Origin of the sequence: Stenotrophomonas sp. WED208 (assembly GCF_040984485.1) — a bacterium.
Classification (GTDB): domain Bacteria; phylum Pseudomonadota; class Gammaproteobacteria; order Xanthomonadales; family Xanthomonadaceae; genus Stenotrophomonas; species Stenotrophomonas riyadhensis.
Window position 1 is genome coordinate 78,318 of record NZ_JAZARB010000001.1, and the last position, 14,466, is coordinate 92,783.

A 14,466-nucleotide genomic window follows, 5' to 3' on the forward strand; every position below is an offset into this window, starting at 1 on the left:
GACGTTGCTGACGGAGCACCGCCGCTGTGAATGCCATCCACAATCTGATCCTGACCGTCAGTGGCCGCCAGGCCGCGCAGTTCGGGCCCGCGGCACAGAAGGTCTTCATGCAGGGTGGGGGCAGCCTGGGCCGTTCCGACGAGTGTGACTGGGTGCTGCCTGCCTCGGGTGTATCGCGCACCCACGCGGTGGTGCGCTTCCTCAACGGCATGTACTTCATCGAAGACTGCAGCACCAACGGGCTGCTGCTCAACGGCCAGGCGCTGGTGCGTGGCGAGCCGGCTGCACTTGGCGACGGTGACCGCTTGCAGCTGGACAGTTTCGAGATCGATGTCCGCCTGCAGAGCGTGGGGCCATCGTCGATGCCGCTGCCGGGCGCAGACGCCGGCAATCCCGACCTGACCCAGGTGGTGGTGGCCGCGCTGCCACGGCACGAGGGTGCAGCCGTGCCTGTGTTGGAGGATCCGTTTGACGTGCTGTGGGGACGCGCGGCGGGAGGGGCCTCCGCAGCACCGGATGCCATGGTGGCGGACCTGGCACTGGCGCCGCAGGACGAACTGGATCCGTTGCGTCTGCTGCCCGCCAGTGCAGCAGCGCCCGCACCGCCGCGCAGTGACGCCGATGGCTGGCACCACGCCGCCGCCAGCCACGATCACTTCCGTCCGCCCGCACCGGTACAGGCGACGCAGCAGTTGCCCGACGACTGGGATCTGACCCAGGGAGACTTCAGTGCGGCAGCGCCATCGGCGCCCGCCGCTGCCCCCGCCCGCACGCCGGGGGCAGCGATGCCGGAAGATCTGGACCGGGTGTTTGCGATCGTGGTGGAAGGGGTGATGGACGTGCTGCGCGCCCGTGCGGAAATCAAGAACACCTTCCGCCTTCCGGTCACCGTGATCCAGCGTTCGGAGAACAATCCACTGAAGTTCGCCGCCACCACGCAGGAGGCGATGCAGAAGCTGTCGGCGCCCGCCGGTGGTGCGTTCCTCAGCGGCGCTGCGGCGTTCGATGATGCCTTCGATGACATCCGCTGCCACCAGATGGCCATGCTGGCTGGCATGCGCGCCGCTTACGAGGCAATGCTGTTCCACTTCAGTCCCGACCGGATCGAGCAGGAGGCCGATGGCAACGGTCGCCGTCTGGCGTTCGCCGGCAAGGGACGCTACTGGGACCGCTATCGCGAGAACTTCCAGCGCATGGTCAAGGATCCGGACGACTGCTTCCGCCGCTTGTTCGGCGATGAGTTCGCGCGGGCCTATGAAACGCAGCTGGCTCGCTATCGCAGCAGTCGCAGCAGTGGTGGTCCACGCCCGGGCTGAGACGAATTGTCGGGCCGACACCGGTGTTGCTGCCGACAATCGCGGGCAGCTGGCGCATGGGGTCGTGGCGTGTTCGCGCATCGCCCACGCATGCGCCGTGTCCCGCCGCCACCTGTGAGCCGCACGGATGACCCAGAACAACAAGGTCGTATGGAGCGAGGGGCTGTTCCTGCGGCCACAGCACCTGCAGCAACAGGAGCGCTACCTGGAGCGCTACGTCGACCTGCGCGTCGCGCAGCCGCCGTCACGCGCCTGGGGTTTCACCGAACTGGAACTGGAGAGTGACCTGCTGGCGGTCGGCAAGCTCGGCCTGCGTCGTGCGCGCGGGGTGTTCCCCGATGGCACGCCGTTCGCGATGCCAGCCGATGACCCACTGCCGGCCGCACTCGACCTCGATCCCAACGGTCGCGACCAGACGATCTACCTGACCCTGCCGTTGCGCCTGGCATCGCAGGTGGATGTGGGACGTCCTGAATCACCCGGTGATCAGCTGTACCGCTACCGGGTGCGCGAAAGTGAAGCGCTGGATGCATCCGGAAGCGTGGAGGAGCGCGTGCTGATGGAGGTGGGCAGCCTCAACGCGCGCCTGCTGCCCGAATCGCAACCGCAGGAAGGATTGGCCCGGATCGCGGTGGCGCACGTGGTGGAAACCCGGGCGGATCGCCGCGTGGTGCTCGATGAGGCCTTCATTCCCAGCGTGGCGTCCAGTGCGTCGTCGCCGCGACTGGCAACCTTCCTGGTCGAACTGCTGGGTCTGTTGCATCAGCGCGGTGAGGCGCTGGCGGCGCGGGTAGCGGTCACTGATCGCGGTGGCGCTGCGGAGATCGCCGACTTCCTGCTGCTGCAGGTGGTCAATCGCTGGCAACCGGTGCTGTCGCACTGGGCGGCACAGCCACAGCTGCATCCGGAAGCACTGTATCGCGCGCTGCTGGCGCTGGCCGGCGAGCTGAGCACGTTCACCGCAGCCAGGAAACGCCCGCCGGTGTTCGCCCCTTACCGTCACGAAGCGCTGCGCGAGAGCTTCGAACCGATCATTGCGGCCCTGCGTGGCAGCCTCAGCGCGGTGCTGGAACAGACTGCACTGGCGATCCCGGTACAGGAACGCAAGTTCGGGGTATGGGTGGCGGTGATCCCTGATCCCGGCCTGCTGGACAATGCCCAGTTCGTGCTCGCGGTGCGCGCGGACCTGCCCAGCGAGGAACTGCGGCGGCGCCTGCCGTCGACCGCCAAGATTGGTCCCGTCGAGCAGATCCGTGATCTGGTCAATCTGCAGTTGCCGGGCATCGGGCTGGCACCGATGGCGGTGGCACCGCGGCAGATTCCCTACCACGCCGGCCACGTCTACTTCGAGTTCGAAACGCAGTCGCCCTTGTGGCGAGCGCTGCGTGGCGCCGGTGGCCTGGCCCTGCATCTGGGCAACGAGTTTCCCGGTCTGGGTGTGCAGCTGTGGGCGATCCGGGGGTAGCCGATGAACGCACGGGACATGCGCAATCCGCTGATGCAGGATCGGCCCGGCAACCCGCCTGCCGATTCACCGGATTCGCGCGCGGAGATCAGCGAGTTCCTGGGTGACAGCCTCAACCCGCTGGTGCAGGCGGCAACGCCGCTGCTGCTGCTGGCGGTACAGCTGCGCCACAGTGCGCAGGTTCCTGACCTTGCGCGCCTGCGGGAACAGGCCGAGCTGCAGGTCCGGCGTCTGGAGACACGGCTGCGCGAAGCGCGCTATCCGGCCGATGTGGTGATGACCGCACGCTACGTGCTGTGTGCGGTGGTCGACGAAGCCGTGCTCAACGCGCCGTGGGGCGAACGCAGCGGATGGGCCCAGCGCACCCTGCTGACCGCCTTCCACGGTGAATCCTATGGTGGCGCCAAGTTCTTCGTGATCCTTGAACGGCTGCTGCAGGATCCGGGCCGGCATCTGGAACTGCTGGAGCTGTTGTACCTGTGCCTGGCAATGGGATTCGCTGGCCGCTACCAGATCGAGGCCGATGGCAGCCTGCGCCTGTCGGCGATCCAGGACGATCTGTATCGCCGCATCCGCAGTCAGCGTGGCGCACCGCCGGAAGAGCTTTCGCCGCGCTGGCAGGGCGTGGCCGAGCGGACCTGGCGTGGCCGTTGGCATCTGCCGCTGTGGGTCAGCGTGGCGGTTGCAGCCAGCGTGCTGCTGGTGGCGTTCCTGTGGGCGAACGCGCGCTTGAATGCACTGGCGGCACCCATCAATGCCGAAGCGGCGCGGATGGGCCTGCAGGTCAGCCATGTACCGAACGCAGCCGTGCAGGTACCGGCGCTGGGCCTGAAGCAGCGATTGGCAGCGGAGGAGCGTGCCGGCCTTCTCAGCGTGGACGAAGCCGCTGACGGCAGTGCCCGCATACGACTGAACGCTGCGGCCATGTTCAGTTCGGGAGGTATCGAGCTGGAGGCCGCGCAGCGGCCGCTGTTGGCCGCCATCGCGCGTGCGATCGATCCACTGCGGGGTCGGGTGGTGGTAGTGGGCCATACCGATGACCAACCCGTGCGGTCGGCGCTGTGGAAGGACAACTACGCCCTGTCGGCTGCACGCGCGCGGGCGGTGGCCGATGTGCTGGGCGCCGGCTTGCGCGACCACGCCCGGATCGAGACCGTCGGCGCGGGCGATTCGCAACCACTGGCGACGCCGCCGCAGTTGCCGGCCAACCGTGCACGCAATCGCCGTGTCGACATCCTGTTCCAGCCGGGGGACTGAACCATGCAGGCAATCATGGGCGCGCTGCGCCGGGTGAACTGGGTGGTTGCCGCCGGCGTGTTGCTGCTGGCACTGCTGGTGTGGTTCGGCGGCCCCTGGGTCGCGATTGCCGGACGCGTACCGCTGGCGGGCGTGATGGCGCGGCTGCTGGTGCTGCTGGTACTGGTGCTGACGGTGATGGGGATCGTGCTGGTGCGCCGCTGGCGCAGGCGCCGCCGCGAGCAGCGCATGGGCGAAGCGCTGCGCCAGGGGGATGACCCGGCGCAACGCCTCGCCAGCGAGCGCAGCCAGCTTGAGCGCCGCTTCGAGGAGGCGTTGGCCCTGCTGCGCCGGCGCCGTGGGGGGGGCATCGGCCAGCTGCCGTGGTACCTGCTGATCGGCCCGCCTGGATCGGGCAAGACCACACTGCTGCAGAATTCCGGCCTGCAGTTCCCGCTGGCCGCACGACTTGGCAACGATGCGGTGCGCGGGGTGGGCGGCACCCGCCAGTGCGACTGGTGGTTCACCGATCAGGCCGTGTTCCTCGATACCGCTGGCCGATATACCACCCAGGATTCGGACCGTACGGTGGACGCGGCGGGGTGGCGGGACTTCCTGCAGCTGCTGCGTCGCCACCGTCGCGCGCGCCCATTGAATGGCGTCGTGGTCAGCATGAGCCTGTCCGATCTGCTGCAGCTTGATGCAGGCGAGCGCGAGCAGCATGCACGTGCGATCCGGCAGCGCCTGGATGAGTTGGCCGAGCACCTGCAGCTGCAGGTGCCGGTCTACCTGGTGCTGACCAAGTGCGATCTGCTGGCGGGGTTCGGCGAGTTCTTCGACGACCTGGGTGCAGACCAGCGCAGCCAGGTCTGGGGCACTACCTTCCCGTTGCAGAAGACGCTCGATGGCAGCGCGGCGCGCAGTTTCGCCGATGCCTATGCGCGACTGCTGGACCGGCTCAATGCGCGGGTACTGCAACGCCTGCACGATGAGCGCGAACGTGGCCGCCGGGCGGCGCTGCTCGCGTTCCCGCCGCAGTTCGCCGCTCTGGGCGAGAGCGCGCGACAGTTCATCGAGTCCGCCTTCGCAGGGCATGCCTACGCACCCGCACCCTTGCTGCGGGGGGTGTACTTCACTTCAGGTACGCAGGAAGGCACGCCGATCGACCGCATGCTCGGTGCAGTGGCACGCAGCTTCGGACTGGATGCAGCACGCGCGCCTGCGCCTTCGGCTGCACCACGGACCTTCTTCGTCGAGCGGCTGCTGCGCGAAGTGGTGCTGCCCGAGCACGGACTGGCCGGCTTCCAGCCGCAGGCCCAGCGCCGTCGTCGGCGCTGGCACTGGGCCGCCCAGGCTGCCGTGCTGGTGGTGTCTGCAGGAGGGCTGGCGGCGATGGCAGCCAGCTACCAGGGCAACCGTGACTACCTGCTGCAGGCGCGGCAGGCGATGCAGCAGCGCCCGCAGACGCCGGATCCGGGCGCAGCGACCGACCTGCGCGGCTATCTGGAGCGGGCGGTGCAGCGAGGCCAGGCAAGTGCCACTGCGGTGGCGGCTGCTGCCCCCACGCAGCCGGTGCCGTGGCGCATGCGCTGGGGCCTGTACCAGGGGGATGCCGTGCAGCGGACGTTGCGTGAGGCCTACCTGCGTGAACTCAACGCGACGCTGTTGCCTGGTGTGGCCGCGCAGCTGCGCGAGGGTCTTGGCGACAGCGCGTCCGATCCGCAGCGCCTTTACTACTACCTGAAGGGCTACCTGATGCTGGGCGAGCCTGCGCGCCTGCAGCCGACGCAGCTCGGCCTGCTGGCCGGGCTCGACGCACGGCACCGTTTCGGCGGCGACACGGTGCTGGCCGACGCCTATGACACGCAGCTGTCGGCATTGCTGGCTGCGAAGGGGCAGCTGCGCGCGATCCGTCCTGATCCGGTGCGCGTGGAACAGGCGCGCGCCAGCCTGCGTGCAGCGGAGCTGGCGACGCTGGTCTACAGCGATCTGAGCCTGCAGGCCCGTGCCCAGCCTGCCACGCTGCGCCTGGACAAGGCGCTGGGCCTGCAGGCCGACGCGTTCGAGCGGCGTAGTGGCGTGCCGTTGTCGTCGCCGTGGCCGGCGCTTTACACGCAACCCGTGTTTGCCCAGCTTGCCCGCGAAGGCGTGGACGACGCCGTTGCGCGCTTCGTTGCCGATGACTGGGTGCTTGGCCCACAACGGATCGACGCCTTGGCGCGGGCGCGGCTGGTACAGCAGGTCCTGCGTCACTATGAGCGTGACTACATCCGGGCCTGGGATGAACTGCTGGCCGACCTGCAGTTGCGACCCGGTGCTGATGATACGGAGGCTTCCGCCCAGCTGGCACGCATTGCAGGCCCGACCTCGCCGCTGCGCCTGCTGCTGGTGCTGCTGCGCGATCAGACCCAGGATCTGCTGCGTGTGCCCGCCGGCAATGCGGCCCGTGCAACGGCAGATGCCGCGAAGGCCAAGGTAGGTGCGGCGGCGCTGGCCAGGGCAGGGGCCGGCGGCGCTGCGCTGCAGGCTGCACTGGCACCGGCCGTGGGGGAGGCGGCCGCACGCCCTGCCGGAGCAGCGATCAGCGATCACTTCGCCGCACTGGCCCAACTGTGTGCGGGCGCTCCCGGCGCGACGCCGCTTGACCAGGCCCTGGCCAGCTTCGCGCAACTGGGCGAGCGGTTGCTGGCGCCCCCTGCGGCGGGCTCGGTTGATACCCGACTGCAGCAGGCCAGGCAGCAGGCCGCGCAGCTGCCCCCACCCGTTTCGACCTGGTTGCTGGCGCTGACCGGCCAGAGCGCCGCAGCCATCGGCGCGCAGGACCAGGCCGTGCTCGACGAGCGTGTCGCCACCAGCGTGGGCCAGGTCTGTGGTGAATTCACCGGTCACCGCTATCCATTCGATCGCAGTGCCAGCGAGGACACGCCGCTGCAGAATTTCGCCGAACTGTTCGGCAACGGCGGGCGTTTTGATGGCCTGTTCCGGCAGACCCTGGCGCCGCTGCTCGATACGCGTACGCCCACCTGGCGGTGGAAAGAGGATGCCCCCCCCGGCAGTGACCCGGCGCTGCCGGCGCGCATGCAGCTGGCCGATGCGATCCGCCAGAAATACTTCCGTGGCGGCGAACAGCCGCTGGTCGAGTTCACCCTGCTGGCACCGCAGCTGGATGAAGGCGTGGCACGGCTGCAGATCGATATCGAGGGACAGACGCTGGACTATACCGCCGGCGCCGTAGCCAGCCTGCCGGTGCGATGGCCGGGCCCGACTCCCGGCCATGTTTCGGTAGCGGCGTTCGACGCAGCCGGCACGCCACTGGGCGCGCTGCAGTTCCAGGGCGACTGGGCACTGTTCCGCGCGTTGCAGGCGGGCATGCTGGAGGCGCGCTCGGATCTGCGCTACGTGCTGCATCTGGACATCGGTGGCCACTCCACGGCGCTGCCGCTGCAGGCCCGCAACCTGCGCCATCCGTTCAATGACGCCGACCTGGCACGGTTCCGCTGTGGCAGCTGATGCATCGTCGCTGGCGCCGGTGGTTGGCTTCCACGGCAAGTTGCCTGGTATCGGCGATTTCGCGCGGCGCCGCCTGTCCGATGCGCTCGTGCAGGCCTGGGATGCGCATGCCAGCCTGCAGTTGTCCCGTCATCCCCAGGTGGCAGGGACGGCTGGCAACGGCTGGTCGTTCGCTCTGGCCGCCGGGCTCTGCGACGTGCAGGGCTGGGCGGGCGTGGTGGCGCCATCGCGTGATCGGGTGGGCCGGGCCTTCCCCTTGCTGCTGGCGTTGCCGCTGACCACTGAGGACCCGATGCAGGCTCCGCAGCTTCCCTGTGCGTGCTGGTTCGACGCGCTGCACGCGCTGCAGGCGCAGGTGAGGCAGGGCGCGCTGCAGCTGCCGGATGCGTTGGACAGCGCCTGTCACGAACTGCCACCGGCATGGCCGGGACAGGCCGGCCCTGTCGCGTGGCAGACGTGCTGGGCGCAGCGTGGCAGCCTGTGGTGGCGCGACGCGCATGCCCCCAGCGCGCTGCCGGGCCTGCCTGTTGGCGGTGTACTGCCGCCCGCGGTCGATGCCCCGTGCATCCTCGAAGAGCGTGCGCCATGAATGCCATGGGTACCCGCTATGCATCGGCCGGCCACACCGACACCGGAAAGGTACGGCGGCTCAACGAGGACGCGATCCTGCTGCGTGACGACGTTGGTCTTTGGGTGGTTGCCGATGGCCTGGGTGGCCACGCGGCTGGTGATTTCGCCAGTGGCCTGATCGTCGAGCGGTTGTCGCGCCTGCCACGGCAGGAGGACGTGGTCGATTTCATCGAGGCCATCGAGGACACGCTGCAGCAGGTCAACCAGGAGCTGCTGCGACGCGCGCATGACCTGCGTGTGGACCTGATCGGCTCGACCGTGGTGGTGCTGGTGCAGGACCGCGATTTCATGCTGTGCGGCTGGGTGGGGGACAGCCGCGCCTATGGCATGGAAGACGGCTGCCTGCGCCAGCTTACCCGTGACCATGTGCACGGCATCAAGGACGACGCCACCCAGTTCGCCGGCTCTGCTGCGGTGGCCGCGCCTGGCACGCTGACCCGGGCTGTCGGCGCGCAGGAGGGCCTGCTGATCGATTGGATCGTTGCCAGCCATGCCGCGGGCACACCGTTCCTGCTGTGCAGCGACGGGGTCAACAAGGAAATCCCTGATGCCGAGCTTGATATGGAGTGCCGTCGCCAGCGCGAGCCACGCGTGCTGCTGGCGCGGCTGTTCGAACTGGCCCTGGGACGCGCCGCCCGCGACAACGTGTCGGCGGTCATCGTGTGCAGGCAGGAGTGAACGACGTGCAAGAGGACACGACCTCCGTGGTTGAACTGGTAACCGCCTTCAGCAGGGGAGCGCTGGACCTGCCCGCACTGCTGCGGGCGCTGGCCCGGCATGACCACGTGGCCGATGCCGACTATCGCAACGGCGTGGACACGCTGTGGCGCATGCGCCAGCAGCAGGCGATCGATGAGGTGTCGATGAACACCCTGCTGCAGCGTCTGCAGGATCTGCGCGATGCCAGTGGCAGCACGCTGTCGCGCGATGACGATGCCACCGTGGTCAAGCCCGCACGCAGCGCCGTGCCGGACGAGATGACACGTGTGCAGCCCGGCGAGGATGTCGCGCGCACGGATGCGGCTGCCGAGGGTCGCACCAGCGGTACCGCGTCGCAGAGTTCGAGCCTCTCGGCATGGCAGCAGGTTGCGGCAGCCGCGGGCCAGACAGTGACGGTTGGCAGCCTGCTGAAGGGACGCTTCCAGCTGGAACGCGAACTGGGCCGCGGCGGCATGGGGGTGGTGTACCTGGCCCGCGATGCGCGCAAGGTGGAGGCACGCGATCGCGACCCCTGGCTGGCGGTGAAGGTGCTCAGCGATGAGTTCCGTCGCCACCCCGATGCGCTGGTGGCGCTGCAGCGCGAAGCGCGACGCTCGCAGCAGCTGGGGCACGACAACATCGTGCGCGTGTATGACTTCGACAAGGATGGCGCCATCGTGTTCATGACGATGGAGTACGTCGATGGCCAGGACCTGCGTACGCTGATCCGCGAGCAGGCCTTTGATGGCATGCCGATGGCCCGTGCCTGGCCGCTGATCGAGGGCATGGCCGGCGCACTGCGCCGCGCGCACGCCTCGGGCATCGTCCATTCCGACTTCAAGCCCGGCAACGTGATGGTCACCGCGCAAGGTGTACCGAAGGTATTCGACTTCGGCATTGCCCGCGCCGGCAAGCATGCGGTGGATGTGGCGGGCGAACAGACCGTGTTCGACGCCGCCTCGCTGGGGGCGCTGACACCGGCGTACGCCAGCCTGGAGATGCTGCGTGGCCAGCCGCCGACACCGGCCGACGATGTCTATGCGCTCGGTTGCGTCTGCTTCGAACTGCTCGGTGGCCGCCATCCCTACGACAAGGCCAGCGCCGAAGTGGCACTGCGGGAGGGTCGGCGCCCGCCCGCGCTGCGTGGCCTTGGGCGGCGCCCGTACCGTGCCCTCTGTGCGGCGGTGGCCTTGCCTGCGGACAAGCGGCTGGCCAACGTCGATGCGCTGCTTGAAGGCCTGCGTCCGCGCAGCTGGCGTGAACGCGTGCTGCCGCGGGTGGGCTATGCCTCTGCGGCGGTGGTGGTGCTGGCCGGCGCCGGTGTACTGGTCAACCGCCATGTGCACGAGCAGCGCCTCGCCGAAGTGAGTTCGCGGTTGGGAGCCGACGATCCGCAGCGCTATGAAGATGCCGCGCAGGCCTGGGAAGGTCTTTCCAGTCTCGATCACGAACAGCGTGCCAAACTGCTGCTGGACCACCCGGGACTGATCGAAGGCTTCCTGCTGCGGCGCCTGGATGCGCTGTGGGCGCCCTCCGCCGGCCGCTACGACTACCCGGGGACGCAGGAAGTGTTCGCGTTGCGCGATCGCCTGCGACTGTACTCACCCACGCTCGATGCGCGGCGCGAGCGCCTGCAGGCCGAGCGAGACCAGGCACTCAACACGCTCGACACCCAGCGCCAGCGGCACATTGCCGAGGGGGATCTGTTCGGCCATGGCAGCGGCAGCCTGTCAGGAGCATTGGCAGCAATCGCCGCGATCGATCCGCGCAATCCGCTGCTGCGTGATCCTGCGCTGGAACAGGCCTATGAACAGGCCATCGCCAGTGCGTTGGGACAGGGTGACACCGCGCAGGCGGAATCACGGCTGCAGCAGGCGCAGCGCAGCTTCCCTGATGCGCTGGGGTTGCGTCTGCAGGCGGCCCAGCTGCGGGTGGCATCGCAGCCGGATCTGCAGGTGACCGCGCTGCCCGCCACAGTCGCGCAGGCGCGGGAGCGCCTGCAGCAACGCCTGGCCAACCCCAGCGCCGATGCCGCCTGGCAGACCGATGTTGCGGCCGCACTGCAGGTGATCCGGCGCGATGCCGGCGCCGAACTGCCTGCGGCGCAGAACGCGCTGGCCACCGCCGTGGCTGCCATCCTGGGAGGACACCGGGAACCGACACAACTACCGGATGACCTTGTGCTGCTCGACTTCGCGCGTCGCCAGGCACCGGACACGGCCGCGTTGGCGGCGGCTGCCAGTCAGCTGCAGCAGCGCCAGCAGACACTGCAGCAGTCGCTGGCCGATAGCCGCAGTGATGCTGCATTGGCTGCGCAGAGTGAATCGCTGCGGCGCGCGATCGCCGCTGGAGACCTGGACAAGGCACAACGCACCTGGCAGCAGCTGCATGTGGTGCAGCCCGATGCCCCGTTCGTGCGTGAGCAGGCGCCCGCACTGCTGGACCAGGCTACCCAGGACCAGGCGGTGCTGCGGCTCGCCCAGGGTGATCCGGCAGCCGCTGACGCACTGCTGGCACACGCGCTGCAGGTGATGGGCGCGCGTCCCGTACTGCAGGCGGCACGTGCACGCCTGGACGTGGTGGCGGCGGTACTGGCCGCCAGCACGCAGGCATCGACGAAGGACAGCGAGCGCGAGCGGCTGCGCCAGCAACTCGATGCACAGTACCGCCGTGATCCGCAGGCGATGGAGCGGTTGGAAAAAGCGCTGCGCACGCACGGGCGTCTCAAGGGCGATTCGCTGCAATCGCTGCTGCAGGGAGAGAAGGGCGCGATCGTGGCCGCACAACCGCCACCGGCCTCAGCGGCAACTGCCACCGGCGGCACGCATGCAGCGCGCAATGCACCGCGTCCGCCTGCGGCAACGCCGGTCAGCGCTGCCGTCGCCGCGGCGGCCGATGCGGATGATGCGCCGTTGCCACCGGTGCCCGACGGCCCCGATCCCTGTGCAGGTCTGGCCGGGCGTGCACAGCCCTGCTACGACGCGCTGGCCGATGCCCGTGGGCCGATGCTGGTGGTGGTGCCCGGGGTGTCGGGCGGGCCTGCGTATGCGCTTTCGCGCGGGGAGATCGCGGTGGATGACTTCAACCGGTACTGCCGGGCCAGTGGTCGTTGCAGTGTGCAGCCGGCATCCGGCGAGCAGGGGCGATGGCCCGCACGCAATCTCAGCCTCGCCCAGGCGCAGGGCTACGCGCGTTGGCTGACCCGCGCCAGCGGCGGCTGGCGCTACCGCCTGCCGAGCGATGCCGAGTGGCTGCACGCCGCGCAGGCGCAGCAACAATGGCGGCAGGCGCCGGACAGCAACTGCATTCCGCCCAGTGCCAGCGCTGGCAGCGGTGTGCCGGTGGGCGTACGTGGCCGCGAGCCGAATCCGTGGGGCCTGGTCAACCTGACCGGCAACGTCTGGGAATGGACCAGCAATGGCAGCGTACGTGGTGGCAGCTACGCCAGCTTCTGGTCGGACTGCACGGTGCAGGCACACCGCGCGCTGGCGGGTGCGGCGCAGCCGGATGTCGGCTTCCGGGTATTGAGGGAGCTGAAGTGAGCGGCTGGGAAGAGCACGCCAACCGCAGCCTGCAGTCGTTGGCCGATGCCCACCAGCGCGGCCAGATCGACCTGCAGGAATACCGCGCTCGGCGCCGTCGGGTGCTGCAGGGCGTGCGTGAACGCTGCCTGCAGACCCAGAGGCACCGGCCTGCGGACCCTGTTGCCGGGGTCTCGCCGGGTCCGACGAACGGTCGCTCACGAAGTGCGCTGGTTCTCATTTTGTATGTCATGCTGACGATGGGGTTGTTGCTGTGCATCTATGTCTTGGCAGTTGGCTGATGGCCACCTGGACGCCAGGGGCGCGTCGCCGTGCCCGGATCTTTCTTTGTCTGTGCCGCCCGGGGAGGGGCCGTACAGAGGACGCGACGCCCCGGCATCCATTGTCATCGGAGGACAGAGCCATGCCATTGAAGCGTTCGTCGTTTGCGTTGCTGCTGTCGGCAGCCCTGCCAGTCGCGGCGATGGCCCAGCAGGTCGAAGGGGGGCCGGCCACCGCGCTGCCCGACATGGCCGCGCGCACCGGCAACCAGACCCTGCAGGTGCGCGGCTTCCGTGCCAGCGACGTTGGTGAGCATCCGCAGCGTGGCATCACGCCTGCGCAGGTGCAGGCCGTGCTGGATGCCTACTTTGCCCGCCTGGCGCATGGCGCAGATGCGGTCGCGATGGACTTTGCGCAGCTCCAGGGGGCGGCCGATGCGGTCACTGCGGCCTATCGCAAGGCGGGCTTCCTGGTCAGCGTCGCCTACCTGCCACCGCAGAAACCCGACGCTGAAGGCCGCATTGAAGTACGCGTGCTGGAAGGGCGCATCGGCAAGGTAGTGGTGCAGGGCAACCAGCGTTACCGCACCCATACGCTCAGCAACGTGGCCGAGCGCCTGCGCGGGCAGCCGCTGCGCCAGGCCGACATCGACAGCGCTCTGCTGTATGCACGTGACCTGCCCGGGGTATCGGTATCTTCGGTACTGCAGCCCGGTGAGAACGTTGGTGAAACCGATCTGGTACTGGTCGCGCGTGAAAGCGGCCGGCCGTACGAGGTCAGTACCAGCGTGGACAATCACGGTACCGAGTTGACCGGGCGCGGGCGCGCCCAGCTGGGCGTTACCTGGAACAGCCCGCTGGGCCTGGGCGATGTATTCGCGGCCAGTGGAACCTATGCGTTCGATCCGCAGGCCAGCCGCGCCGGCGCGCTGTCCTACAGCGTACCGTTGCAGGCGGTGCAGGGACTGTCGGTGCTGGCCGGCGCCAACCGCAGCGAGCTGGAAGTGGACGACGGCATCCTGCGCGGTTTCAAGCTCAAGGGCCCGGCCTCGCAGGCCTATGCCGGCGCCGACTGGAAGTTCATCAACCGCCCCGACCTGCAGGTGACCAGCTCGGCGCGCTACATCCGCGAGAGCTCGCGCTTTGAAGCGCTGGGCCTGGTGCTGTCCAAGCAGAAGTACGACGTGGCCGAGGTGGGCGCCAGCCTGCGCCATAACGATGCGCGCTGGCATGGCATCAACCTGGCACAGTTGAGCGTGCGCCAGTCGCTGCGCGATCGCTCGGCCGACTTCGATGCGATCAACCCGACCCGCGACAGCCGGTTCAACGTGGTGCGCCTGGGCCTGCTGCGGCTGCAGTACCTCAGCCGCAGCCAGCGCCTGTTGTTCAAGTTCAATGGCCAGTACAGCAACAACTCGCTGCCGGCGCTGGAGCAGTTCCAGGTGGGTGGCAACGACAGCGTACGGGGGTATGCGCAGGGCGAGACGCTGGGCGATCGTGGCTGGTACGGAGCGCTGGAGTACCACGTCGATGCGCCGGGTTTCGGCGACGTCGCCTCGCCGTTCCGCGGGGTGCCGTGGCGCGAAGTACTGGAGCTGGACGTATTCGCCGACCAGGCGCGCGTGTTCGATGTCGATGGGCTGGAGGCACCGGCCGATCTGGCATCGGTGGGAATGGGCGCGACCTTCCGCCTGCGCCAGTGGAAGAACCTCGAACTGCGCGTGGCGGCGGCCAAGCCGACCAGCGCCCTGCGACCGGGTGACGGCCGCGATGTCCGCGTGTATGCGCGGCTTGGCCTGACCTTCTGA

General features: G+C 68.8%; 9 protein-coding genes. All 9 read left to right on the top strand.

Annotated features, from left to right (window positions below; genetic code table 11):
* Positions 1-35 precede the first annotated feature (35 nt).
* The 9 genes from tagH to VPH47_RS00365 all read left to right on the top strand — a co-directional run bounded on the left by tagH (position 36) and on the right by VPH47_RS00365 (position 14,466).
* The gene (tagH, locus tag VPH47_RS00325; RefSeq protein ID WP_368851556.1) at positions 36-1,316 is read left to right on the top strand and encodes a type VI secretion system-associated FHA domain protein TagH; all 1,281 of its coding nucleotides are present in this window, start codon (positions 36-38) and stop codon (positions 1,314-1,316) included.
* 127 nt (positions 1,317-1,443) lie between these two features.
* Positions 1,444-2,781: a type VI secretion system baseplate subunit TssK gene (gene tssK / locus VPH47_RS00330; protein WP_368849862.1), complete on the top strand. Its 1,338-nt coding sequence runs from the start codon at positions 1,444-1,446 to the stop codon at positions 2,779-2,781.
* Positions 2,782-2,814: 33 nt separating this feature from the next.
* Positions 2,815-4,038, top strand: coding sequence for a type IVB secretion system protein IcmH/DotU (icmH, locus tag VPH47_RS00335; protein WP_239496589.1), 1,224 nt, complete (start codon positions 2,815-2,817; stop codon positions 4,036-4,038).
* Positions 4,039-4,041: 3 nt separating this feature from the next.
* Complete coding sequence (tssM, locus tag VPH47_RS00340; protein WP_368849863.1) at positions 4,042-7,527, top strand: type VI secretion system membrane subunit TssM; 3,486 nt, start codon at positions 4,042-4,044, stop codon at positions 7,525-7,527.
* Positions 7,517-8,116 (top strand): type VI secretion system-associated protein TagF, encoded by a 600-nt coding sequence (tagF, locus tag VPH47_RS00345; protein WP_368849864.1) that lies wholly within the window; start codon positions 7,517-7,519, stop codon positions 8,114-8,116. The genes tssM and tagF overlap by 11 nt, the downstream gene beginning before the upstream one ends.
* A 5-nt stretch (positions 8,117-8,121) precedes the next feature.
* Positions 8,122-8,835, top strand: coding sequence for a PP2C family serine/threonine-protein phosphatase (locus VPH47_RS00350; RefSeq protein WP_110714143.1), 714 nt, complete (start codon positions 8,122-8,124; stop codon positions 8,833-8,835).
* 5 nt (positions 8,836-8,840) lie between these two features.
* A complete protein-coding gene (locus VPH47_RS00355; protein WP_368849865.1) occupies positions 8,841-12,398 on the top strand; it encodes a protein kinase in 3,558 nt (1,185 codons plus the stop codon).
* Positions 12,395-12,679, top strand: coding sequence for a hypothetical protein (locus VPH47_RS00360; protein WP_153856961.1), 285 nt, complete (start codon positions 12,395-12,397; stop codon positions 12,677-12,679). The genes VPH47_RS00355 and VPH47_RS00360 overlap by 4 nt, the downstream gene beginning before the upstream one ends.
* 182 nt (positions 12,680-12,861) lie before the next feature.
* A complete protein-coding gene (locus tag VPH47_RS00365; protein WP_228756495.1) occupies positions 12,862-14,466 on the top strand; it encodes a ShlB/FhaC/HecB family hemolysin secretion/activation protein in 1,605 nt (534 codons plus the stop codon).